This window comes from Chryseobacterium sp. JJR-5R (assembly GCF_034047335.1).
Taxonomy (GTDB): Bacteria; Bacteroidota; Bacteroidia; order Flavobacteriales; family Weeksellaceae; genus Chryseobacterium.
Genome location: NZ_CP139137.1, coordinates 3,942,796 through 3,966,029, shown reverse-complemented (window position 1 = coordinate 3,966,029; position 23,234 = coordinate 3,942,796). Strand labels below are relative to the sequence as shown.

General features: G+C 41.7%; 20 protein-coding genes and 1 riboswitch. Of the genes, 12 read left to right on the top strand and 8 right to left on the bottom strand.

Annotated elements, in window-relative coordinates:
• Positions 1-45: 45 nt before the first annotated feature.
• Positions 46-2,163 carry an outer membrane beta-barrel family protein gene (locus SD427_RS17525; RefSeq protein WP_320559067.1) on the bottom strand — a complete coding sequence of 706 codons (2,118 nt, stop codon included), beginning with the start codon at positions 2,161-2,163 and terminating at the stop codon, positions 46-48.
• A 164-nt stretch (positions 2,164-2,327) separates the two neighbouring features.
• Between SD427_RS17525 and SD427_RS17520 the strand changes: the two genes are divergently transcribed.
• Both SD427_RS17520 and SD427_RS17515 read left to right on the top strand, forming a co-directional pair.
• A complete protein-coding gene (locus tag SD427_RS17520; RefSeq protein WP_320559066.1) occupies positions 2,328-3,356 on the top strand; it encodes a sensor histidine kinase in 1,029 nt (342 codons plus the stop codon).
• Positions 3,343-4,029 (top strand): LytTR family DNA-binding domain-containing protein, encoded by a 687-nt coding sequence (locus SD427_RS17515; protein ID WP_320559065.1) that lies wholly within the window; start codon positions 3,343-3,345, stop codon positions 4,027-4,029. Before SD427_RS17520 ends, SD427_RS17515 begins: the two co-directional genes overlap by 14 nt.
• Positions 4,030-4,085: 56 nt before the next feature.
• On the opposite strand, the gene SD427_RS17510 is transcribed toward SD427_RS17515, so the two are convergent.
• Complete coding sequence (locus tag SD427_RS17510; protein ID WP_320559064.1) at positions 4,086-6,353, bottom strand: aconitate hydratase; 2,268 nt, start codon at positions 6,351-6,353, stop codon at positions 4,086-4,088.
• 154 nt (positions 6,354-6,507) lie between these two features.
• Here SD427_RS17510 and SD427_RS17505 point away from each other — a divergent pair, with 154 nt between their 5' ends.
• The 4 genes from SD427_RS17505 to SD427_RS17490 all read left to right on the top strand — a co-directional run bounded on the left by SD427_RS17505 (position 6,508) and on the right by SD427_RS17490 (position 11,248).
• The gene (locus SD427_RS17505) at positions 6,508-7,278 is read left to right on the top strand and encodes a WG repeat-containing protein (RefSeq protein ID WP_320559063.1); all 771 of its coding nucleotides are present in this window, start codon (positions 6,508-6,510) and stop codon (positions 7,276-7,278) included.
• Positions 7,279-7,389: 111 nt separating this feature from the next.
• A riboswitch (TPP riboswitch) is annotated at positions 7,390-7,481 on the top strand.
• A gap of 89 nt (positions 7,482-7,570) precedes the next feature.
• Positions 7,571-9,676, top strand: a complete 2,106-nt coding sequence (locus SD427_RS17500; protein WP_320559062.1) for a TonB-dependent receptor — start codon at positions 7,571-7,573, stop codon at positions 9,674-9,676.
• 298 nt (positions 9,677-9,974) lie between these two features.
• Positions 9,975-10,730, top strand: a complete 756-nt coding sequence (locus SD427_RS17495; RefSeq protein WP_320559061.1) for a hypothetical protein — start codon at positions 9,975-9,977, stop codon at positions 10,728-10,730.
• Positions 10,727-11,248: an acyl-CoA thioesterase gene (locus SD427_RS17490; RefSeq protein WP_320559060.1), complete on the top strand. Its 522-nt coding sequence runs from the start codon at positions 10,727-10,729 to the stop codon at positions 11,246-11,248. The genes SD427_RS17495 and SD427_RS17490 overlap by 4 nt, the downstream gene beginning before the upstream one ends.
• Here the strand turns inward: SD427_RS17490 and SD427_RS17485 are convergent.
• Positions 11,241-11,600, bottom strand: a complete 360-nt coding sequence (locus SD427_RS17485) for a hypothetical protein (RefSeq protein WP_320559059.1) — start codon at positions 11,598-11,600, stop codon at positions 11,241-11,243. The genes SD427_RS17490 and SD427_RS17485 overlap by 8 nt on opposite strands.
• Before the next feature lie 97 nt (positions 11,601-11,697).
• On the opposite strand from SD427_RS17485, the gene SD427_RS17480 reads away from it, so the two are divergent.
• From SD427_RS17480 to SD427_RS17465, 4 genes are all read left to right on the top strand, one after another.
• Positions 11,698-12,627, top strand: a complete 930-nt coding sequence (locus tag SD427_RS17480) for a 2-hydroxyacid dehydrogenase (protein ID WP_320559058.1) — start codon at positions 11,698-11,700, stop codon at positions 12,625-12,627.
• 122 nt (positions 12,628-12,749) lie between these two features.
• Entirely contained in the window at positions 12,750-14,012 is a 1,263-nt protein-coding gene (locus SD427_RS17475) for a serine hydrolase domain-containing protein (protein ID WP_320559057.1), read from the top strand.
• Positions 14,013-14,037: 25 nt separating this feature from the next.
• Positions 14,038-15,789 carry an Ig-like domain-containing protein gene (locus SD427_RS17470; protein WP_320559056.1) on the top strand — a complete coding sequence of 584 codons (1,752 nt, stop codon included), beginning with the start codon at positions 14,038-14,040 and terminating at the stop codon, positions 15,787-15,789.
• Positions 15,790-15,793: 4 nt separating this feature from the next.
• A complete protein-coding gene (locus SD427_RS17465) occupies positions 15,794-16,252 on the top strand; it encodes a heme-binding domain-containing protein (protein WP_320559055.1) in 459 nt (152 codons plus the stop codon).
• A 71-nt stretch (positions 16,253-16,323) separates the two neighbouring features.
• Here the strand turns inward: SD427_RS17465 and SD427_RS17460 are convergent, their stop codons facing one another.
• The 5 genes from SD427_RS17460 to SD427_RS17440 all read right to left on the bottom strand — a co-directional run bounded on the left by SD427_RS17460 (position 16,324) and on the right by SD427_RS17440 (position 20,588).
• Entirely contained in the window at positions 16,324-16,839 is a 516-nt protein-coding gene (locus SD427_RS17460) for an NUDIX hydrolase (RefSeq protein ID WP_320559054.1), read from the bottom strand.
• Positions 16,814-17,752 carry a site-specific tyrosine recombinase XerD gene (xerD, locus tag SD427_RS17455; RefSeq protein ID WP_320559053.1) on the bottom strand — a complete coding sequence of 313 codons (939 nt, stop codon included), beginning with the start codon at positions 17,750-17,752 and terminating at the stop codon, positions 16,814-16,816. The genes SD427_RS17460 and xerD overlap by 26 nt, the downstream gene beginning before the upstream one ends.
• Positions 17,753-17,762: 10 nt before the next feature.
• Entirely contained in the window at positions 17,763-18,185 is a 423-nt protein-coding gene (locus tag SD427_RS17450; RefSeq protein ID WP_320559052.1) for a dCMP deaminase family protein, read from the bottom strand.
• A 44-nt stretch (positions 18,186-18,229) separates the two neighbouring features.
• Positions 18,230-18,997, bottom strand: a complete 768-nt coding sequence (locus SD427_RS17445) for an enoyl-CoA hydratase/isomerase family protein (protein ID WP_320559051.1) — start codon at positions 18,995-18,997, stop codon at positions 18,230-18,232.
• A gap of 103 nt (positions 18,998-19,100) precedes the next feature.
• Positions 19,101-20,588, bottom strand: coding sequence for a catalase (locus SD427_RS17440; protein ID WP_320559050.1), 1,488 nt, complete (start codon positions 20,586-20,588; stop codon positions 19,101-19,103).
• 132 nt (positions 20,589-20,720) lie between these two features.
• On the opposite strand from SD427_RS17440, the gene SD427_RS17435 reads away from it, so the two are divergent.
• Both SD427_RS17435 and metK read left to right on the top strand, forming a co-directional pair.
• Complete coding sequence (locus SD427_RS17435) at positions 20,721-21,671, top strand: LysR substrate-binding domain-containing protein (RefSeq protein ID WP_320559049.1); 951 nt, start codon at positions 20,721-20,723, stop codon at positions 21,669-21,671.
• Positions 21,672-21,903: 232 nt separating this feature from the next.
• Positions 21,904-23,184: a methionine adenosyltransferase gene (gene metK, locus SD427_RS17430; RefSeq protein ID WP_320559048.1), complete on the top strand. Its 1,281-nt coding sequence runs from the start codon at positions 21,904-21,906 to the stop codon at positions 23,182-23,184.
• Positions 23,185-23,234 lie beyond the last annotated feature (50 nt).

Genomic DNA, 23,234 nt, shown 5'->3' with positions numbered 1-23,234 from the left:
TATAACAATTAGACAAGGAAAAACATATTTTGTTACACTAAATCTTTATACTCTTTCTTTTTCCTCAAATTTGATCGCTTTTTTTTGAATTTTTTTCTTCTGGCCTCCGAAAGTATAATTTACGCTCAGGCGGAAGCTTCTGCCGTCCCAATAGTTGTTCATGTGCTGCACGCTGTCTGCAAAATAGATAGAACCGCGGGAACGCTGGGCAAAAATGTTAGTCACCGTAGCATTGATCTGAAGCTGTTTTTCCATCAGTGAAATTTTAAAGCCTGATGAAAGATTGGAAAAATTCTGAAAGTAATAATTTACATTTCTGTAAGGGAGGTTCTGTTCGTAATTCAGGAAAAAAGCAGCGGTCTTATTTTTATTGAGGGTAACGGTATTGTTTACGGAGTAGCTTACAGATATTCCTTTTTGGTTCTGTGCATTTATTCCGAACATATCGGAATCCTGGTAGGCTGCATTGGCAGAAACAGAAGATTCCCAGCATTTGAAAAACGTATCCGTGTAGGATATGTTAAGTCCCGATGAATGGTTATTATAATAATTAAGATACGTTGAGATCTGAGAAAGGCCGTCCTGGAAAGAAACCTGCCCGAATGCATTCTTTGTTTTGAGATAGTAGATGCTTGCAGTAAGCCTATTGTTGAAGGTATAGGCCAGCTCCAGATTGTTGATATACGACGGTGTAAGGAGCGGGTTTCCGGATGAATACGAATAAGGGTTAGAATACCACAGGAAAGGATTCAGATTACTCATGCCGGGACGGTTGATCCTCCTGGAATAAGACAGGCTGAAAATATTTTTGTCTTTTTTGTATGAAACGTAGGCAGACGGAAACCACTGTCCGTAGTGGTACGAATTACCGAAACCATTGGAAGGGGTATGGCTTTCTGCGGCCGTATTTTCATACCGGAGCCCGGCTTTCGTTTCCCAATGCTCACCAAAGTTTTTAGCATAACTGAAATAAGCCGCATAATTCTCTTCTTTATATCTGAAAAGATTGGCTCTGTTTTCGTCAGGAACGTACCCGTTATCCGTCAGATTGAAATATTTTAAATCCGAATTGTTTTTAAACTGATTGAATTTTACGCCCGTTTCAACGGTTCCGAAAGATAAAGGAAGTTCCAGGTCGGCCTGTACGGAAAATATCTGCGGGGCTACCAAAGAAAGGGTTTTTACCTCTTGAATGGTATTGTCAGAAAGTTTTCGGGTGGAAAAATTGACCTCCGTATCGGAATTGTTTTTATAAAAATTCCCCATTACGCTTAATTTTTTACCCAATGAATCGAGTTTCAGGTCATAATAGGCACTCAGGGTATGGGTAGGATCCTTCTCGCGGTGGAACGTGTTCGTCAGAAGTTTTTCTTCAATAAGATCCGGGCTGATGTTCCGGGTGGTGTTGACGATATCCATTCCGGATCTTTGATGGGCAAAAATATATTCGAACCCGGCTTCGGAGTTTTTACTGATTTTATAAGACATGTTGATGCTTGGGGTCAGCTCGTTCCACATATCTCTCCTGATGGAATTGCTGTAATTCTGAGTGGCACCGATGATACTGTAGTTTTCGCTGGTTCTCTTGGCCGAATCATAATAGACCAGCTTCAGGCTGCTGCTGAACTTTTCGGTCTGGTAATTCAGCATTCCGGTAGTACCGAATCCGGAAAAGGTTCTCTGGATCAGGTTGGTAGCGAGGTTTCCGCTGAAACCCAGGTTTGGATTTTTTTTCAGGATGATGTTGATCAGTCCGCTGTTGCCCTGGGCTTCGTATTTTGCCGGCGGCGTGGTGATAACCTCTATTTTAGCGATGTTTTCCGAACGGATCGACTTCAGATAATTCAGAAGGGCCTGGCCGGATAGATTCAGCATCCTGCCGTTGATCATTACATTCACACTGCTCTTTCCGACAATAGAGACAATACCTAAGGATTCATCCACTTTAATCATCGGGACATTGGCCAGTGTTTCCGTGCCGTCCATGCCCTGGGAAGCAATGGAAGCCTCCACATTAAAGACCATGCGGTCCGCTTTTCTTTCCAGCAGTTTCTTCTTGATCAGGATATTCACCTGTTCAATGTTTTTCAGGCTGTCTTTTTGGGCCTTTGCAATGAAAGAAGCGGAGAGGAGTGAAAGGATAAAAAAATATTTCAGTTTCATAATTTTGTTAAATCTTGGAGCAAAAGTATTCCCAAAGCTTTTCCCCTGAAACAGCCTTTAGATTTTATCTGCTTTTAAACCGATCAAAATAATTTCATCGGTAAAAAAAAGGCTTTTGTCGAAAAACGTTTGGAAAAAGAAAATCGGGAACCTTACATTTGGGAATGAAAAAAAAGCATATCATCTGGCTTCAGATCCTGTACTGGAGTTTTAATTTCATAGGGAAAGTGATAACGCCCAGAATATTTTATCCTGAAAAAAACAATTTTCATATTGATGTGCTCAGGATTACTTATTTTCTCGTCGGGATCAGTACATTTTATATCTGTTACCTTGTCATTATTCCGAAAATTTTCAATTCCCGGAAATTTTATACGGCCATTCTGGTCTTTTTATTATCCATTACCTGTTTTACAACCTTACGTTATCTGACAGAGGAAGTACTTCTGCCGGCCACTTTCGGATTTGGAAATTATGATCAGGGAACGGGGATGGCCTTTTATTTTTTCGATAATATCTACAACGGCAGCATTACGGTTTTCATTGCAGCCATATTGTGGCTACTGGAAAAATTCGGGGTGATAGAAACCGAAAAAAAACAGCTGGAACTGGAAAGGAACCAGGCAAAAATCCATGCGCTGAAGACACAGATTAATCCTCATTTCATCTTTAATTCTTTAAATAATATTTATTCCCTGGTGTATCAGAATTCCGATAAAGCTTTACCCGCCATCGAAGAGCTGGGAAGTTTGCTGAGGTACAGCACCAAGGATCTTGAGAAAGATTTTATTACTCTGGACAAGGAGATCGGATACATAGACAGCCTTACGGCACTGGAAAAGCTCAGGATCAGAAATCCCGAACTGCTGGTTATCAAAAACAAGATCAGATACCCTCACCTCCGTATTTCACCGATGCTTCTGGTTCCGTTTGTTGAAAATGCCTTTAAGCACGGAGATTTCCGGAATAAAGGATTTGAAATGAGCATTTCAGATCAGGATCAGGTCCTTCATTTTTATCTTATGAATTACAAAGGACTGAAAATGAAAGATGAAGGTTCGGGAATCGGAATCGCAAATGTAAAAAAAAGGCTGGAACTTCTGTATCCTCAAAAGCATACACTCGATATTACAGATTCGGAGACGGAATTTATTGTAGATTTAACAATTGATTTAAAGGATGGAAAAAATTAAATGTGTTATTGTAGATGATGAACCGCTTGCTATTTCGCTGCTGGAAAGTTATGTAAATAAAATACCTTTTCTGGAGCTGGTTTTCTCTGCCGAAAATCCCATTGAAGCCATGGAATATGTCCAGAAAAATGCATCCGACCTTATTTTCCTGGATATCCAGATGCCTGAACTCACCGGGATCAACTTCATGAAAATTCTTGGCGACAAGAAGAAATACATTTTAACCACCGCTTATTCCGAATATGCTTTGGAAGGATATGACCATCATATTATCGATTATCTGCTGAAGCCTATTCCGTTTGAAAGATTTTATAAAAGTGTGCTGAAGGCACAGGAACGTTTTATAACAGCAGAAAATAAAGAAGATACTCATTTTTTTGTCAAATCTTCAGGCCAGCAGCACAGGATTAATTTTAAAGATATTCTGTATGTGGAAAGCATCAGAGATTATGTCAATATCAAAACAACGGAGCAGGAATATATTGTTCTGGATACCTTAAAATCCATGGAACATCAGCTTCCGGAAAGTTCTTTTGCACGGATTCATAAATCTTTTATCATCAATCTGAACCGGATCAGAGACGTAGCTGCCAGAAAGGTCACTTTGGTTCCCGAAAAAGAAATCCCGATAGGGGAAAGCTACCGGGCGAATCTTTTAAACAGGATAAAATAAAATAAAAAAGCAGTTTCCAACGAAACTGCTTTTTATATGATTAATTAATCTAACAATTAATTCTCTTGCCTTTTGATCAGGTTAAGCGCAGAACCTGCCTTAAACCAATCAATCTGCTGATCGTTATAAGTATGGTTTGCCATAACAATGTCTTTTGTTCCGTCTGCGTGCACAAACGCTAAAGAAAGTTGTTTTCCAGGCGCAAACTGATCTAAATCTAAGAAGTTCACAGTGTCATCTTCCTGGATCTTATCGTAGTCCGCTTCATTGGCAAACGTTAATCCCAGCATCCCCTGTTTCTTAAGGTTGGTTTCGTGGATCCTTGCAAATGATTTTACCAGTACGGCTTTTACGCCAAGGTGTCGCGGCTCCATTGCTGCGTGCTCTCTGGAAGAACCTTCCCCGTAGTTCTGGTCTCCTACAACGATAGTCGGGATTCTGGCAGCCTTGTATGCCCTCTGTACTGCAGGAACTTCACCATGCTCACCTGTTAGCTGGTTTTTCACGCTGTTTGTTTCCATGTTGTAGGCATTCACGGCCCCAATCAGCATGTTGTTGGAAATATTGTCAAGGTGTCCTCTGTATTTCAGCCATGGCCCGGCCATTGAAATGTGGTCGGTTGTACATTTTCCGAAAGCTTTGATCAATACTTTGGCCCCTTCGATGTTCTTACCGTCCCATGCAGGGAATTCTTCCAACAGCTGAAGTCTGTCTGAAGCAGGGCTTACATTAACCTCTACTGACGAACCGTCTTCGGATGGTGCCTGATAACCGGCATCCTCCACAGCAAAACCTTTAGCCGGCAATTCTGAACCTTTAGGTTCGTCAAGCTTAATCTGCTCACCGTTTTCGGCAGTCAGCGTATCGGTAATCGGATTGAAATCCAGTCTTCCTGAGATGGCAACAGCGGCTACCATTTCCGGAGATGCTACAAAAGCATGGGTATTCGGGTTTCCGTCTGCTCTTTTCGCAAAGTTTCTGTTGAAAGAATGGATGATTGAGTTTTTCTCTCCTTTTTCGGAACCTTCTCTGTCCCACTGCCCGATACACGGTCCGCAGGCATTGGTAAAGATTCTTGCATTTTCAAATTTTCTGAAAGAGTCAAGGAATCCGTCTCTCTCAGCAGTATATTTCACCTGTTCTGAACCCGGGTTAATTCCCAGGATCGCCTTAGGTTTTACTCCTTTTGCTACGGCATCTTCTACGATAGAAGCTGCTCTTGATAAATCTTCATAAGAAGAGTTGGTACAAGACCCGATTAAAGCCCACTCCACTTCCAAAGGCCATCCGTTCGCTTCCGCTTTAGCTCTGAATTCAGAAACAGGTGTTGCCAAATCCGGAGTGAAAGGCCCGTTAAGGTGAGGTGCCAGTTCAGAAAGGTTGATTTCGATTAATTGGTCAAAATACTGCTCAGGGTTGGCATATACTTCAGCATCACCGGTCAAATGTTCGGCAATTTTATCTGCAGCATCCACTACGTCTTGTCTTCCCGTAGCAGCCAGGTACCTTCTCATGGAATCATCATACCCGAAAGTAGAAGTGGTGGCACCGATCTCGGCACCCATGTTACAGATGGTTCCTTTACCTGTTGCCGAAAGAGATTCTGCCCCTTCCCCGAAGTATTCTACGATGCATCCGGTTCCGCCTTTTACGGTAAGGATTCCTGCCACTTTAAGGATAACGTCTTTTGCAGAAGTCCATCCGGACATTTTACCGGTTAGTTTTACACCGATCAGCTTAGGCATTTTAAGCTCCCAGGCCATTCCAGCCATTACATCTACCGCATCGGCACCTCCTACACCAATCGCTACCATCCCTAAACCTCCTGCATTTACCGTGTGGGAGTCAGTACCGATCATCATTCCTCCGGGGAACGCATAATTTTCCAGTACAACCTGGTGAATGATCCCGGCACCCGGCTTCCAGAAGCCGATTCCGTATTTATCACAAACAGAACTCAGGAAGTTGAAAACCTCAGAATTCTTATTGATACCTTCCTGTAAATCTTTATCTGCCCCTACCTTTGCCTGGATCAGGTGATCTGCGTGAGCCGTTGAAGGGACTGCTACTTTGGCTTTTCCGGCCTGCATGAACTGCAGAAGTGCCATCTGTGCGGTGGCATCCTGCATGGCTACTCGGTCCGGTGCGAAGTCTACATAAGAATTCCCTCTTTCATGTGCTTTCGTAGCATTTCCTTCCCAAAGGTGGGTGTATAATATTTTTTCTGATAATGTAAGAGGCTTGCCCACGATCTGTCTTGCTGCTGCAATCCTTTCAGGGTAACGCTCGTACACTTTTTTGATCATATCGATATCAAATGTCATATCTCAAAAACGTTTTAAAGTTATCAAACAATTAAAAATGTTCCCAAATTTACGAATTTTTAATATTTTATATGAGCTATATTATTTAGATTCTTTATAAATATGTGTTTTATAGTTTCTATTTTGGATGTATTTTTGCTGCCAAATCATGAATATGAAAAAAGGAGCTCAGCTGATCGGGGTATTTATATCTATATTTGTTTTTTCCCAGGCACGCGTCTTGAAAAAACCGGTGCTTAAAAATACCTTAAAAACAACCGTGGCCACAACGCCTGTCGTCAATGAAAAAAGCAATAATTTTCCGGTTGTCAATAAAGATCTTCCCGCCCTGATTCCTAAAAAGAAAAATGGGAGTTTCGGCTATGTTAATCAAAAAGGGAAATTTGTAATCCAGCCTGAATATCACATTGCCGTATTTTTCTATGAAGACTGCAACCTGCTGAATGCTCCCAATGAAAAAATAAGAAAATTCGGAACAGACGCATATGCCACTGTGGAAAAGAATGAAATCTCTTACAGGATTGACCAGAAGGGGAAAAGGGTGTATCAGTTTAAGCAGTCGGACTTAGGTAAATGTGCCCATAAAGAATATGTGCAGCAGCTGTTCCAGGCCTATGTTCTCAACGGGTTCTACGGAATCATAGAAAAATCCGCCTTTAAGAATGCGCAGGACTACAGGCAGTTTAAGATTTATCCGCAGTATGAATATCTGTATATCCTGGAAGGGGATGATGTCGCCAATCCCATGATCATTGCTTCTAAAAACAATATGTTCGGCGTGATTGATGTGAACAACAGAATAATAATCCCGTTTGAATATGAAGATATCAAGCGTAATTTCAGCTGGAAGCTGGGGAAAATGTTTGATGTTTCAAAAGACGGAAAGAATTACTATTATGTAGACGACCAGAATAAAACCTATTAAAGACAATATGTACGGATAGATAATTATAGTAATTACCGGATTATAAATTTTTCAATTCCAATTTCAATATTTTGATGCCGCTGCATCTCATAAAAATTTTGTAATTTCGCGGCTGAAATAAAGGGGTGCTGTAATAAGCTGAGATTATACCCAATGAACCTGGAACGGGTAATGCCGTTTAGGGAAACATTTATATAATTGGTAAATGATAACTGATAATCAATTATAATAGATCACTTATCAATTATAGATAATCCGCCCCTTTTATTCATTAAATTTTAAAATTTATAGAATGAAAGGATTATTTTTTTTAGGGCTTACTGCAGGCTCATTCGCTTTTGTGCAGGCACAGAATTCAGATTCTCTCAAAGTAAAGGAAATTGAAGCCGTTAATTTCACCAGAAGGCTTCCTGTAGCCAAAGAAATCATTGATGTTGCCAAAGATCTCGACAGCCGCAATCTGGGCCAGGACTTGCCCATTCTTCTCAAAAACCAGACTTCCGTTATTTCTACTTCCGATGCCGGAAACGGAGTAGGCTACACAGGGTTCAGGATCCGTGGGGTTTCAGGAAGTGGGATCAATGTCATGATGAACGGCGTTCCTTACAACGATTCAGAAAGCCAGGGGACTTTCTTTGTAAATGTCCCGGATCTTACGAGCTCTGCCTCACAGATTGTAATCCAGAGAGGAGTAGGGACTTCCAACAACGGGGTTTCAGCCTTCGGGGCCAGCATCAACGTGATTTCAAAAGACCCGGAAGAAAAGTTTTATTTTAAAACGGATGACAGCTACGGGTCATTCAATACCTACAAATATTCTGCGGAAATAGGTTCCGGAAAATTTTGGGGCAACAGGCTTTCCGTGATGGGGAGATACACCCGTATCAATTCCGACGGGTATATAGACCGGGCTTTTTCAAAATTGCATTCCCATAATTTTACGGCTTTGTATGAGGAAGGAAATACCAGGGTGCGCCTGATGGCTTTCGGAGGGAAGGAAAAAACATACCAGGCCTGGAACGGGATTGACCGCAAAACCTGGGAAACCAATCCGAAATTCAATTACTCCGGAGCGATTTATGATGCCGGTTGGGAAAATATCGTCGGCTTTTATGACAATGAAACCGACAATTACAGGCAAAACCATTACCAGCTGCTTTGGGAACAGAAATTTAACGACCGCTGGAATTTAGAAACCACGGTGCATTACACAAAAGGAAAAGGATATTATGAAAATTATAAGCAGGGCGACCCTTTTGCAAGATATAACCTGGCTGATATGGCAGGCGAAAAATATTCGGATTTCATCAGGAAAAAATGGCTGGACAATGATTTTTACGGTGTTGTTTCTACCTTATACGGGAAATTTGAAAACCTTGACCTGAACTTCGGGATTGTAGGGAACCAGTATTACGGAAGGCATTTCGGAAATGTCACCGGGGTTTTCCTGCCGCAGATCGATGAACATGAATATTACCGGAATCGCTCGGTAAAAAATGAAGCGGCCGGTTTCGCCAAGGCTTTACTAAGGATCGACAATTTTGAATTTTTCGGAGACCTGCAGCTGAGGAATATAGATTATGATACCAGAATTATACAGTCCGGAGACGAAGAAGGGGCTGATCTGGATAAAAACTGGCTGTTCTTTAATCCGAAAGCAGGCATCAATTACAGGATCCCGAAAGGAAAGATTTTTATTTCTTACGCCCATGCCCAGCGCGAGCCCAACAGGGATGACCTGTTGGCTGACAATACCGTGAAAGCAGAAAAGCTGCATGATTTTGAAGCCGGTTTTGAAAGGCAGTTCGGCAGGGTTTCATTCACGGCAAACCTGTATTATATGTATTATGTTAATCAGCTGGTGCTGAACGGCGAGCTGAACAATGTAGGTGCTTTTATCAGGACCAATTCAGGGAAAAGCTACAGGAGCGGAATTGAGCTGGGTGCCCTGGCGAAAATCTCGAAGCAATGGGAACTTAACGGAAACATAAGCTTCAGCAGCAACAGGAACCTGGATTTTAAAGTAGAGAATGAAGAAGGGGTACAAAATCTGGGGAACACACAGATTTCTTTCTCGCCCGATGTAATTGCGAATATAGGCCTGAAATTCAATCCAAATCAGAATTTCCAGTTTGCCCTGATCAATCAGTATGTCGGGAAGCAGTACCTGGATAATTCAGAAGATCAGGACCTGCAGCTGAAAGACTATTTTTTAACGGACTTTAATGCGCAGTACCAGTTTAAAATAAAGAATAACGATATTGCCGTGAAATTATTGATCAACAACCTTTTCAACAGGAAATATGTTAATAACGGGGCAGTGTATGACGGCACTCCTTACTATTTTTCACAGGCAGGAACAAATTTCATGTTCGGGATCAGCTGGAAAATCCGCTAATCAGTAATACCACTGTGAATAAACCAGTAAAGTAAAGTAAAGTAAAGTAAAGTAAAGTAAAGTTAGGCCAAGGCTGCTCCGGCGGCCTTTTTTTATTGGGAGCTGTTTCCCGCTATCCACTGTATCTTTTTTGCTGCGGCCTCCGTTTCACTCCGGCCGCAACAAAAAAGGATGCCGTTCCTATCGGGGCTAAGAAAGAGGGCTGTAAAACCATCTGATTTACAATGACATTTACGTCTCAACCTCAAAAAAACAAATCTTCCGAAAAGTCATCAAAAAGTTATAAATTTGCGGTCAAATGAATACCTCAGCTTACATTTTAGAATATTTAAAACAGTTCGGGACAGTTACCGTTCCGGGTTTTGGCATATTTTCCCTGGAAAATTCCAAGGCCATTATCAATTCCGAAAACGGGAGTATTCTTCCTCCGGCAAGCACCATTGTTTACAAACCGGATTATGAAGTAAAATCTGATGACCTGGCGGCTTTTATCGGAAGCCAGAAACAGATGTCCCTGGAAGCATCAGCAACGGATCTTCAGATCCAGACCGATTTTTGGAAAAAGAAGCTCCAGGCAGAACAGGCACTGGATATCCAGGGGCTGGGGAAGATCTTTGTTACAGAGGGCAAAACTCATTTTAAAGGCAACAGGCTGCAGTCTGACCATCCTGATTTTTACGGGCTGGAAGAAATTAAGATATCGGATATTAACGATAAAACCACGAAGCCTGCCGTTCCGGTAAATACGGAAAAAGATTACAGGTTCAATAAATCAATCCTCTGGGCTTTCCTGGTCATTATCCCGGTTATAGGGATTTTGTATGTGGCTTATGCGCAGCAGGAGCTTCTTTTCGGGAAAAAATCTTTTGATAAGACCAATATTTCCGTACAGACAAAAACCCACAGGATTGCGGAAGATACGGTTAAGGTACAGGTACACGCGCCGGTTGTTGCAGATTTCCTGAAAAAAGATTCAGTACAGAAACCGGTACAGCCTGCCGCAGGACAATCCGTTAAGATTCCGGCCACTCAAAACAACACTAAGAAAAAATGACAAAAATAAAAAAAGCGTCAGAATCCCTGACGATCATGACGAATATCGTACTTCCCAATGATACCAACCAGCTGAGAAATCTTTTCGGCGGCGAATTGCTGGCGAGAATGGACCGCTGTGCTTCCATCTCCGCCACAAGGCACTGTGAAAGAAGGGTCGTAACGGCATCCGTAAACCACGTTTCATTTGACCATCCGATCCCGGAAGGAGGAATTGTCGTCATGGAATCCAAAGTTTCCCGTGCTTTCTCCACGTCTATGGAAATTTATGTGGATGTCTGGCTGGATGACCCGATCAACCATAGAAAAATCCAGACCAATAAAGGGATTTATACCTTTGTGGCAGTGGACGAATTCAACAGGCCGATCCCGATTCCTGACATGGAGCCCGAAACGGAAGAAGAGAAAGAACGGTTTGCCGCTGCTTTAAGAAGAAAAGAACTGTCGCTCATCCTTTCCGGAAGAATGAAGCCCTTGGATTCCGTGGAACTGAAAAAGCTTTTCCAGGAACCTAAATAATCGCTTTCAGGGAAAGGCCGCACATAAGCAGTGTAACTGCTAAAGATAACACCGACAGAAATGTTTGTCGGTTTTTTACTGCCGTTTCCGTTGAAGATTCCAGGTAATTATTATGATCTTTTCCGAACATTTTCCGGGGATGGAATAAAGGCAATGCGATAAGGCATAAAATGACGGCATTGATGCCCACTTCTAGCCACAGGAACATTTTGCTCCCGAAAACGTCTGCCGCTTCAGAAGAATAATGAATGGGAATAGTTTCCTTAACCGATGGGAATTTTATTCCTAAAAAGACGGCATATACCACCAGCAGTGCTGCTGACAGGCTGAAAATAAATGTATATGATTTCATATTCATTTGATTAACTGAAAAATTTTATCCTGTAAAAGCTGTTTCTGAATCTTTGCCCTTACCTTTGCCGTAACAAATATAAAGAATAATATCTTCTATGAGAATTTTGCTTTTAGATAAAAACCACCCGCTTATTACCGAACAGCTTTTGGAAAAAAACTTTATCCTGGAAGAAGATTTTACCTCTTCCTACGATGAGGTATACCGTAAAATTGAAAATTATGACGGTGTTATTATCAGAAGCCGGATCCCCTTGGATAAAAACTTTCTGGAACGTGCCAAAAACCTGAAGTTTATTGCCAGGGTAGGAGCGGGAATGGAGAACATCGATATTCCCGTGGCTGAAAAACTGGGGATTCAGCTGATCAATTCCCCCGAAGGAAACAGGGATTCCGTAGCGGAACATGTGGTCGGGATGCTGCTGGTTCTTATGAACAGGCTGTTTATTGCCTCACAGGAAGTAAAGGACGGAATCTGGCTGCGCGAAGAAAACCGGGGCGACGAGCTCCTGGGAAAAACCGTCGGGCTGATCGGTTACGGGAATATGGGGAAAGCAACGGCAAAAAGGCTTTCAGGATTTGGCTGTACCGTTATTTTCCATGATATCCTGCCGGGCCTGTCGGATGAATATGCCACACAGGTTTCTCCGGAAGAATTAAAAGAACGGGCAGAGATCCTAAGCCTGCACATTCCCTTAACGGAAGAATCTTATTACCTGATTGACGGATCTTTCATTGCTGAAATGAAAAACGATTTTTATTTCATCAATACAGCCAGAGGGAAGAATGTTGAAACGAAAAGCTTAGTTGAGGCCATGCGTTCCGGTAAGGTTAAAGGTGCCTGCCTGGATGTGCTGGAATATGAAAAATCCTCTTTTGAGAATCTGGAAACGGAGAATGAAGATCTGAAATACCTGTTGGAATCTGAGAAAGCCATTGTTACACCGCATATTGCAGGATGGACCCATCAGAGCAAAGAAAAACTCGCGCAGGTAATCGCGGATAAGATTACAGCCCGGTTTGCATAAAAAAAGTATCAGCTGGTACCTCGTGATTTCAGTTTGATTTTTATGTTAAATAATTCATAATTTACCCTTAGGAGTTAGTATTTATTTTGAGTTTCATTAAATTGCCGCTCATTTTTGTACTCATGAATAATCGCTACTTCTTACTGCTGATCACTGCTTTTTTATTCTTTTTTTCCTGTAAAAAAAAATCTGAAGATTCCCATGCCGTTACAGAACCTACAACCGATCTTCCGAATTACGGCAATGTGGATTTAGGCAAAGTATTTACGAAAGGTGACAGCCAGCTCCCTGACAAGGCATCGCTGGTGCGTTATATTGATCAGTATTATAAAAAAGTCTGGGAAGGAAGTGATTTAAGCGGCGGCATCCTGGTAGCAAAAGGGGATGACATCCTGTATGAGAATTATCGGGGCTTTGCCAGGGAAGGTCATCAGAAGCCGATTGATAAAAATACGCCGCTCCATGTGGCATCGGTTTCAAAAACATTAACGGCAATGGCCATGATGAAACTGGTGGAAGCGGGGAAAATTAAGCTTACAGACCACTTGACCCAATATTTCCCGGGGTTCCCATATCCGGCTGTTACTGTACAGACCTTGCTGGACCAGAGAAGCGGCCTCCCGAAATACGAATATTTTATCACAAAGATCCAGCCGGTTCCGGCAGAGCTTTCAAAGCCTTTCATTACCAATGAAGATATATTACATATGATCATTAAATACAAACCGGACCTGGCAAGAGACACGGATACCGGATTCATGTACTGTAATACCAACTTCGCCATGCTGGCTTTACTGATTGAGAAGATAACCAAAACCCCTTTTCCGCAGGCGATGAAAGAAATGGTTTTTGATCCGCTGAAAATGAAGGATACCTTTATTTTCCGGGAAAAAGACATTCCCACAGCTTCCCAGTCATTTTATTACGGAGGGAACAGACTATATCCGCTGGATAAGCTTGACCTTATTTACGGGGATAAAAATGTATATACAACACCGAGAGATTTATATAACTTCTCAAAAGCCATGTTTTCCAAAGATTTTTTAAAGCCGGAACTGATGCAGATGGTATTCACGCCTTACAGCAATGAGAAGGCAGGGATGAATAATTACGGGCTTGGCTTCAGGATGAAAATTTTTGACAACGGGGAGAAACTTACCTACCACAACGGCTGGTGGCACGGAACTAACTCTGTTTTCGCCCATTTATTAAAATCAAAAGTAACCATTGTAGCCATCGGGAACAGATATTCAGGCAAGGTGTATACAGCGCTTGCCTTATCCGGCCTGTTCGAAGACTTTCCTGCCCAGACAGACAAACTGCACAGCGTAATGAGCGATGGCAGAGATACATTGAAAGGACATGGTGAAGTTTATGGAGAATAATGTTTATTTTTGCGTAAACCTATTCATGAAAAGACTTTTTTTATTATTAATTACCGGTTTCCTTTTGCAGTCCTGTGCAAGGGTCGGGTCCCCTGTAGGAGGATCTAAAGATACGCTGGCCCCTAAATTTTTAGGTTCCAACATTGATACCACAAGGATTAATGTTCCGAGGGATATTAAAGAACTGCGCCTGGATTTTGATGAGTACATTACTTTAAAGGATGTCAGTAAAAACCTGAATATTTCTCCTCCCATCAACAATATCACAAGAATTATTCCCGCCAATATTGCGAATAAGTTTGTCCTTATCCAGTGGACGGATACCCTCCAGGCCAATACAACCTATAACTTTAATTTCGGGAATTCTATTGCAGATAACAATGAGACGAATGTCCTGCGCTATTTCAATTTTGCCTTTTCTACAGGTGAAAAACTGGATGACCTTTACGTAAGCGGAGAAATAAAAGATGCTTTATCCCTTAAAAAAGCCGGTGAAAATAAATTTGTAGTCGGGTTGTACCGTGCAAAAGATACCATCGATTATAAAAAGAAGCCTTATTACATGACCAAGGTAGATGAAGACGGATATTACGAACTGAACTACCTGTCTCCCGGATCCTATAAGGTTATTGCTTTTGAAGATGAGAATGAAAATTCAGTATATGACCCAGGCAAGGAAAAAGTAGGCTTTCAGAAAGACCCTGTAGTGGTTGAGAAATCAGTTTCCGGATTGAATTTAAAACTGTACCCTTCCAGGAAACCGGTAAAATACCTTGAAATGAAAGAAGCTCCGGGAGGTGTAATGATGACGTTTGAAGGAAAGCCGGATGACGTTAAAGTGCAGCCGCTGAATGAAAAAATCAAAGACTATAAAGTTACGCGCGCGCCGAAATCCGACACGCTGCGGATCTGGTTTGATGCAGTGAAAAGTGACGTGGGCCAGTCGGCAACGGAAAATCTCAAATTCGGATATAATGCAGGCATCGGTAAAAAAGACAGCCTGTACAATGCATCGTTGTTCTATAAGTACAATACGAAAAATGCGATGGATCTCAACAGCGATAACGGCGGCGGACTGCTTGCCCCGAAAGAGGATTTCAAGCTGAGCTCAAATTACTATATCGATAAGATAAATACCGACAAATGGATTTTCAGAGCAGCCGGTGACAGCTTAAATACCCTGCCTTTCACCGCAAAAATCTCAGAAACCAATCCGTACCAGATTCTGATGAAAGCTGATTTTGTTCCGGGTAAAAAATACCAGCTGACGGTTCCGAAAGAGACGGTATCCTCGTTCTATGCTAAAAACTACCAGTCCAAGCGTTTTGATTTTGAAGCGGATAAAGTTGAAAATTACGGAAGCCTGACCTTTAAGCTGCAGAATGCGCCGGTGTCAAGCTACTGGATCCAGCTGGTAGACAGTTCGGATAAAATTTTATATCAGAAATATACAAAAGGCAGCGATGTCAAATTTGATATTCTAAAGCCTGGTGAGTATATCGTGAGGATCCTGACGGACAATAATGAAAATAAATACTGGGATGAAGCGGATTTCCGGAATGAGGTTTTTGCAGAAGATGCATATACCTATTATAAAGTTATTATTGTAAGGCCGCTTTGGGACAGCAATGAAGAGTGGGACCTGAAAGACACGAGGGTACTGGATACGTCAAAATTAAGCACGCCGAAAACAAATACCAATACCAATACACCGCCGAAAGACCTGAATAAAACAGACTTAAAAAGCAATGATGCTTTGCTAAGCCCTACGCGGTAACCCTATGAAAACATTTAAAAAAATACTCTTCTGGAGCCTGCTGGGTTTTGCTTTGATACAGTTTATTCCAACAGACAAAGTGAATAAGCCTGTGGATCATAAGGTGAATTTTATCGATATACATAAAACGCCGGATAAAATCGCGCAGTTGATCCGGGGAGCGTGTTATGACTGTCATTCCAATGAAACCGTTTACCCGGAATACGCTTATATTGCACCGGTTTCCTGGTCGGTAAAAAGCCATATCAATGAAGGCCGGGAACATATGAATTTCTCTGTCTGGAAAAACTATAATCAGGAGCTTAAGGAAAGCATGATGAATAAAGCGGTCCAGACGCTTCAGAACAGGACCATGCCGATGCCGGGATATATTGTGTATCACAAGGAAGCCAACCTTTCTGATGCCGAAAGGATCCTGCTGATACAGTATTTTGAAGGGCTTTTAAAATCTAAGCCGTACTGATCTGAATATTAAAATTAAAACACCGGCTGCTGCAACCGGTGTTTTTAATATGAATTCTGTAAGGGTCTTCCTTAATTCTTGTTCAGATAGGCTTTGAAAAAGGTCTTCTGTGAATCAAATGCCAGGTCTTCAAGCGCTAAATCTCTTAAAGGGATCCAGACAGCTTCTGAAATCTCAGAGGCTTCAAGATTAACTTCAAACTTTTCCGGGACATGATACTCGTAAAAAAGATCAATCGTATGGTAATCAATTTCTTTGTACTGGTATACATTCGGAAGGCTTGTGAGGTACCGCAGCTTTGAAATATCAACGGTAAGCTGCAGCTCTTCAAAAAGTTCCCTCTTACAGGCTTCTTCAGCACTTTCCTTCGGATCCACAAATCCGCCGGCAAGATCAAGTTTTCCTTTTTTCGGGTCTCTCACCCTTCTGGTAAGATAAACCTCGTCATCATGCCTGATCACCACGGCTACGGCCCCGGCAACATTGTTGTACAGGTTGAAATTGCAAACAGGGCAGCTCCATTTCTTTTCACCGTCCCAGTGTAAGGATTTTTCGCCGCAGTCAGGGCAGTATTCCAGTATTTTCATTAAGTGATAGATTAATATTTCTCGGGTGGTAGCTCAGGATAACATCCCGCAGCTCTTCTGTCTTCAGGTGGGTATAAATCTCTGTAGTGGTAATGCTCGAATGCCCCAGCATTTCCTGGATATATCGGAGGTCTGCACCGTTCTGGAGCAGATGGGTTGCAAACGAATGCCTGAATGTATGGGGTGAAATTTTCTTGCTTACGCCGGCTTTGTCCGTTAATTCTTTTATAATTAAAAATACAATAACCCTGGACATCGATGTTCCCCTGCTGTTGAGGAAAAGTGTGTCTTCATGTTTTTTGTTTACTTTGCCTTTTGAACGCGTATCGCTGATATAGCCCTGTATCAGTTCCGCCGTGTAACCTGCCAGAGGAACAAAACGGGTCTTGTTTCCCTTTCCGGACACTTTAATATAGTGTTCTTTAAAATTTATGTTGGAAATCTTAAGCTCGATCAGTTCAGAAACCCGGAGGCCACAGCCATACAGCACTTCAATAATACAGTGGTTCCTCTTTCCGAGATCCGTATTCAGTTCAATGGCATTGATGATTTTGTTGATATCGGGAAGGCTTAGCGTATCCGGAAGATAAAGCCCCAGTTTAGGCCCTTCCAGCAAGGCTGCCGGATTATCTTCACGGCACTCATCTTCCATCAGATACCTGAAAAATGCTTTGATGGAAGAGATCCATCTGGCCTGAGACCGTTCGCTGAATTTCTGTTTGGAAAGGTTAAAGATGTATTCCTGCAGGTTTTCGTATCCGATGGTATCCGGGCCGATGTTGTCCAGATCCTCTTCTGCATATTCTTTCAGCTTTCTGATGTCCCGTATATAGGCATCAAGCGTGTTTTCTGAAAAATTTCTTTCGAAGCGAAGAAAGATTTCAAAATCCTTAATTTTTTCATCCCATGTCATGGTTGTTGTGTTATTTTTTTAGTTCATAATCCGAAATCTGCTCTATTTCAATATTATGGTTTCTTAAAAATGATATCCCGTCGTCATCCGAATACTCATTAATATAAACAAGTCTGGCAATCCCGGCCTGCAGAATGAGCTTGCTGCATTCTTTGCACGGGGAGAGTGTTAAGTACAGTGTGGCATCTTTTGCGGACTGCGTGGAAGCGGCCAGTTTTAAAATAGCATTTGCTTCTGCATGCAGCACGTACCAGTGTGTTTTGCCTTCATTGTCCTCACAGCAGTTTTCAAATCCTGAAGGAGTACCATTGTAACCATCTGAAATAATCATCCTATCTTTTACGATAAGAGCTCCTACCTGCTTTCGTTTACAGTAGGAAAGTTTTGCCCATTCCAGGGCCATTTTAAGATAAGCTTTATCAAACTTATTCATACAGCAGCATTGGTTTTTTCGAAATAATTTGTATTAAGGTAAAATTAAAAGTCGGGCTTTCTTTTTTCTAAAAATGCGGAAACGCCTTCCTTTTTATCGGCCAGATCAAAAAGTTCTCCGAAACTTCTGATTTCGGTTTCAAAACCCCGGTCTGTATCCGACAGGTTAACAGCATGAATCGCTTTTGAAATTGCCATAGGTGAATTGCGGGCAATAACATCAGCCAGTTCTTTTGCTTTGGTTAATAATTCTTCAATAGGGTACACTTCATTTACCAGTCCGATTTCCTTCGCTCTCGCAGCAGGAATCATTTTGGCAGAGAAGATCATTTCATTGGCCATGCCTTTTCCTACCAGTTTAGGCAGTCTTTGGGTTCCTCCGTAACCGGGAATTAAGCCCAGCGTTACTTCCGGAAGTCCCAGCCGTGCATTTTCTGATGCATATCTGATATGGCATGCCATAGCAAGCTCAAGACCGCCGCCTAATGCAAAGCCGTTAACGGCTGCAATTACAGGCTTGGTCATATTTTCTATTTTATCAAACAAATTATTCTGTCCGGTTCTGGCAAGTTCTTCTGCCTTCTCCTGTCCGAAATCACTGAATTCCTTGATATCTGCTCCGGCAACAAAAGATTTTTCTCCGCTTCCTGTCAGGATAATTGCCCTGCAGGAAGTATCAGCATCAAATCCGTCTAAAGCTGAGCTCAGTTCATTAATGGTCCGGGCATTTAAAGCGTTTAGACTTTCAGGCCGGTTGATGGTGATAAAAGCTATAGTACCATCCTTTTTCAATAATATATTTTCGTAACTCATTTTCACTATAAAATATTATTCCGTGCAAATTATAAATTTTTTACAAAAAAAAGGAAAAAATATTGACTTTTTTCCTTTTTGCTGAAATTATTCTTAGATATAATTATTTTGAATGATTCATCATATTGGCATCAATAACAACATTCAGCTGGGTAGCTACTTTCATGCCAAGCTCAATATTAGCTCTGAAGAAATGGCAGAGCTGGCGGTTGATAATCTCGTCTTTTTTAGGGCCTTTAATCTTATTCAGGCTTCCCACGATATTAGTTACCAGATGCTGTCTCTGTTCAGCATTCATTGCTTTTGAATACAGCAGGCCCGGCTGTGTGTAATGGTCGTCATCATGTTCATTCCTGTTGTAGCTGGCAACATGGGCACTGTCAAGCTCATATTCAAAGCTTTTATAGGAAGGGTCAGGCGTGATATCATCAAAACTGTTCGGGTGATAGTTCGGCTTATCCTGATAATGGCTTGAATCTGCCATAAAGCCGTCCCGCTGATAATTGTTAACAGCAAAAGGGCATCTGTTCACCTCCAAAAGGTGGGCATTTACACCCACTCTGTATCTGTGGGCATCAGGATAGGAGAACAGTCTTCCCTGAAGCATTTTGTCCGGGGAGAAGCTGATCCCGTTGATCAGGTTGCTGGGTGAGAAGATGGATTGCTCTACGTGGGCAAAATAATTTACAGGAACTTCATTCAGCTCCATTTCCCCCACTTCAATTAGCGGGAAATCCCCCTGGAACCATACTTTTGTAATATCAAAAGGATTCCATCTGAAATCTCTTGCCTGCTCTTCCGTCATGACCTGGATGTACATGGTCCATTTTGGGAAATTCCCTTCTTCAATAGCAGTACAAAGGTCTTCCTGTGCAAAATCAGGATTTTCGCCTGCCATTTTCATTGCTTCCTCATCAGAGAAGTTCTTAATCCCCTGCTTTGTCTTAAAATGGAATTTTACCCACACTCTTTCATTTTTATCATTGATCATTGAAAACGTATGGGATCCGAAACCATGCATATGCCTGTATCCGTAAGGCGTACCTCGGTCTGACATTAAAATAAGGACCTGATGAAGAGATTCAGGATTGAGGCTCCAGAAATCCCACATCATGGCGGCGCTTTTAAGATTGGTTTTCGGTACCCTTTTCTGGGTATGGATAAAATCAGGGAATTTCTTGGCATCTTTAATAAAGAAAACCGGCGTGTTGTTTCCTACCAGGTCCCAGTTTCCGTCTTCTGTATAAAATTTCAGGGCAAAGCCTCTCGGGTCCCTTGTCGTGTCTGCACTTCCTCTTTCTCCGCCTACAGTGGAAAAACGGGCGAACATCCTGCATGAATTGCCGACATTTGAAAATAATCTGGCTTTGGTATATTGGCTGATGTCGTGTGTTACGGTAAAAGTTCCGTATGCACCGCTTCCATGGGCATGTACCACCCGCTCCGGGATTCTCTCTCTTACAAAGTGTGCAAGATTTTCCTGTAAAATAAAATCCTGCAGAAGAACCGGGCCTCTTGGGCCAGCTGTTTGGGAGTCCTGATGTTCAAAGTAAGGAGCACCGTTGCTCAGTGTTAGTTTTTTAGGATCCATAAGCGTATAACTGTATCAATGATGGCATTAATTGTATTTGATCTCGTAAAGGTAATGATTGTCAAATTTACCTGAAATTTTAATTGCTGAAAGCAAAAACATCATATCTTTGTAATAGATAATATTAATCAGATGAACATTCAGCAATTGGAATATCTTATCGCTGTAGATAAGTACAAACACTTTGGTAAAGCTGCGCAGGCCTGCTTCATTACCCAGCCTACATTAAGTGCAATGATACAGAAATTTGAGGATGAACTGGATGTAAAGGTTTTTGACAGGACCACCCATCCGATCCGTACTACAGATGTAGGACTTCAGATTATCGATCAGGCCAAGGTGATTATAGAGGCTGTCAATGAGCTGAGGAATAAAGCCAACCTGCTGAATAACATTTTAGGAGGAACTATCAATATCGGGATCATTCCTACGGTTTCATCTTTTATCTTACCTACTGAAATTTTCAAATTTCTGGAAGATAATGCAAAAATCCAGATGAATGTAAAGGAAATGACTACGGATAACATCATCAAGGCTTTGAAAGCCGGTGAACTGGATGCCGGGATTATTTCTACGCCGTATGATGCAGCAGATGAATTCTATCAGGATTTCCTGTTTAATGAAGAGCTGATGATTTACAGTTCTGATACTGAAGCCAACAAAAAGAATGCTTATGTAGTGCCGGAAGACCTTAATGTAGAAAAAGTATGGTTGCTGGAAGAAGGAAACTGCCTGAGAAACCAGTTTGAAAATATCTGCCACCTGAAAGAAAATACGCTGAAGCCTAAAAACCTCGACTTCCTGGCTTCAAATATCCAGACACTGATACATATGGTGGATAAAGTAGGGGGAATCAGTATTTTGCCTGAGCTTGCCCTGAGCCAGCTTTCCGAACTCCAGAAAAAAAATGTCTTCAGATTCAAGAAACCTTTTCCGTACAGGGAAATTAGCATCATCTATTACAAGCCGACCTTCAAGCAGAAAATTATTGACGAATTGGCTCATTCCATCAGGACTTCATTAGAGAAAAAATTAAATTATCACGAAAATCCTAAAGAATTCGTAAGCATAAAACCACAATAGTTATTTACGGTTACATGCTGATAAACCGTTAATCTGAAGAAAATTATAATTAGCCGGCAAAAATTTGAGTATTAAAAAAATAGTACTTAAATTTGCCAGTGTTTACAAACGAGGAAATTTGACCTGATTGCAACCTCTATAAAAAAATGCTAAAACAGTATTCTTTTTTAGACTTTCCGGCAATATATTCTTACTTTCTTCGTGAATTCTAATCTAAAACAAATAGAATAATATGTCTTATTTATTTACGTCTGAATCCGTTTCAGAAGGACATCCGGATAAAATTGCCGATCAGATTTCCGACGCATTAATCGATCATTTTTTAGCATATGACCAATCTTCAAAAGTAGCCTGTGAAACCCTTGTTACCACAGGACAGGTAGTGCTGGCCGGTGAGGTGAAATCTGACGCTTACCTGGACGTTCAGACCATTGCAAGAGATGTGATCAACGGAATCGGGTATACCAAAGGGGAATATATGTTCAACGGTGATTCATGCGGTGTCATTTCTGCGATTCACGAGCAGTCTCCGGATATCAACCAGGGTGTTGACAGAAAGGTAACAGACGAGTCTTTTGAAACCAAAGCAAATGCCCAGGGTGCAGGTGACCAGGGAATGATGTTCGGGTATGCGACCAATGAAACGACTAACTATATGCCGCTTGCTCTGGATCTTGCCCATACAATACTTAAAGAGCTTTCTGCCATCAGAAGAGAAAATTCAGAAATTACCTACCTTCGCCCGGATGCGAAAAGCCAGGTTACCATTGAATATTCCGATGACCATAAGCCGGTAAGAATTGATTCCATTGTAGTTTCTACACAGCACGATGATTTCGGTACGGAGGAAGAAATGCTGAACAAAATCCGTGAAGATATTAAGAATATCCTGATTCCAAGGGTCGCTGCGAGGCAGAGTGACGAAATCAAAAGGTTATTTAACGATCAGATTACCTATCATATCAACCCAACCGGGAAATTCGTTATCGGAGGCCCTCACGGTGATACAGGCCTTACCGGAAGAAAGATTATTGTGGATACCTACGGCGGAAAAGGAGCTCACGGCGGAGGTGCATTCTCCGGAAAAGACCCTTCAAAGGTAGACCGGAGTGCAGCCTATGCCACAAGGCATATTGCTAAAAATTTAGTAGCTGCAGGCGTGGCTGATGAGGTTTTGGTACAGGTTTCGTATGCTATCGGGGTAGCAGAACCTTGCGGTTTGTATATCAATACCTACGGAACTTCAAAAGTAGATCTTCATGACGGGGAAATTGCCAAAAAAGTTTCTGCCATTTTTGATTTAAGACCGTATGCTATTGAGCAGAACCTTAAACTGAGAAACCCGATTTATCAGGAAACCGCTTCTTACGGACACATGGGAAGAGAGAGCTATGTAGCTGACAAAACATTCAATAAAGGCCAGAAAAAAGAACTTACATTAAAAGGCCTAGAGTTTTTTACATGGGAAAAACTGGACAAAGTAGATGAGATTAAAACCGCTTTCGGAATTTAATCTGCCTGCCTTACAATAAATAATAACTGCTTTATCTTTCCGGTAAGGCA

Coding starts and splice junctions, on each gene's coding strand:
- SD427_RS17460 (WP_320559054.1), bottom strand. CDS start 16,839: ATGAAAATACTGGAATACTGCCCTGACTGCGGCGAAAAATCCTTACAC.
- xerD (WP_320559053.1), bottom strand. CDS start 17,752: ATGACATGGGATGAAAAAATTAAGGATTTTGAAATCTTTCTTCGCTTC.
- SD427_RS17525 (WP_320559067.1), bottom strand. CDS start 2,163: ATGAAACTGAAATATTTTTTTATCCTTTCACTCCTCTCCGCTTCTTTC.
- SD427_RS17485 (WP_320559059.1), bottom strand. CDS start 11,600: ATGAAATCATATACATTTATTTTCAGCCTGTCAGCAGCACTGCTGGTG.
- SD427_RS17510 (WP_320559064.1), bottom strand. CDS start 6,353: ATGACATTTGATATCGATATGATCAAAAAAGTGTACGAGCGTTACCCT.
- SD427_RS17520 (WP_320559066.1), top strand. CDS start 2,328: ATGAAAAAAAAGCATATCATCTGGCTTCAGATCCTGTACTGGAGTTTT.
- SD427_RS17515 (WP_320559065.1), top strand. CDS start 3,343: ATGGAAAAAATTAAATGTGTTATTGTAGATGATGAACCGCTTGCTATT.
- SD427_RS17445 (WP_320559051.1), bottom strand. CDS start 18,997: ATGAGTTACGAAAATATATTATTGAAAAAGGATGGTACTATAGCTTTT.
- SD427_RS17450 (WP_320559052.1), bottom strand. CDS start 18,185: ATGAATAAGTTTGATAAAGCTTATCTTAAAATGGCCCTGGAATGGGCA.
- SD427_RS17500 (WP_320559062.1), top strand. CDS start 7,571: ATGAAAGGATTATTTTTTTTAGGGCTTACTGCAGGCTCATTCGCTTTT.
- SD427_RS17465 (WP_320559055.1), top strand. CDS start 15,794: ATGAAAACATTTAAAAAAATACTCTTCTGGAGCCTGCTGGGTTTTGCT.
- SD427_RS17435 (WP_320559049.1), top strand. CDS start 20,721: ATGAACATTCAGCAATTGGAATATCTTATCGCTGTAGATAAGTACAAA.
- SD427_RS17440 (WP_320559050.1), bottom strand. CDS start 20,588: ATGGATCCTAAAAAACTAACACTGAGCAACGGTGCTCCTTACTTTGAA.
- metK (WP_320559048.1), top strand. CDS start 21,904: ATGTCTTATTTATTTACGTCTGAATCCGTTTCAGAAGGACATCCGGAT.
- SD427_RS17475 (WP_320559057.1), top strand. CDS start 12,750: ATGAATAATCGCTACTTCTTACTGCTGATCACTGCTTTTTTATTCTTT.
- SD427_RS17495 (WP_320559061.1), top strand. CDS start 9,975: ATGAATACCTCAGCTTACATTTTAGAATATTTAAAACAGTTCGGGACA.
- SD427_RS17490 (WP_320559060.1), top strand. CDS start 10,727: ATGACAAAAATAAAAAAAGCGTCAGAATCCCTGACGATCATGACGAAT.
- SD427_RS17480 (WP_320559058.1), top strand. CDS start 11,698: ATGAGAATTTTGCTTTTAGATAAAAACCACCCGCTTATTACCGAACAG.
- SD427_RS17505 (WP_320559063.1), top strand. CDS start 6,508: ATGAAAAAAGGAGCTCAGCTGATCGGGGTATTTATATCTATATTTGTT.
- SD427_RS17470 (WP_320559056.1), top strand. CDS start 14,038: ATGAAAAGACTTTTTTTATTATTAATTACCGGTTTCCTTTTGCAGTCC.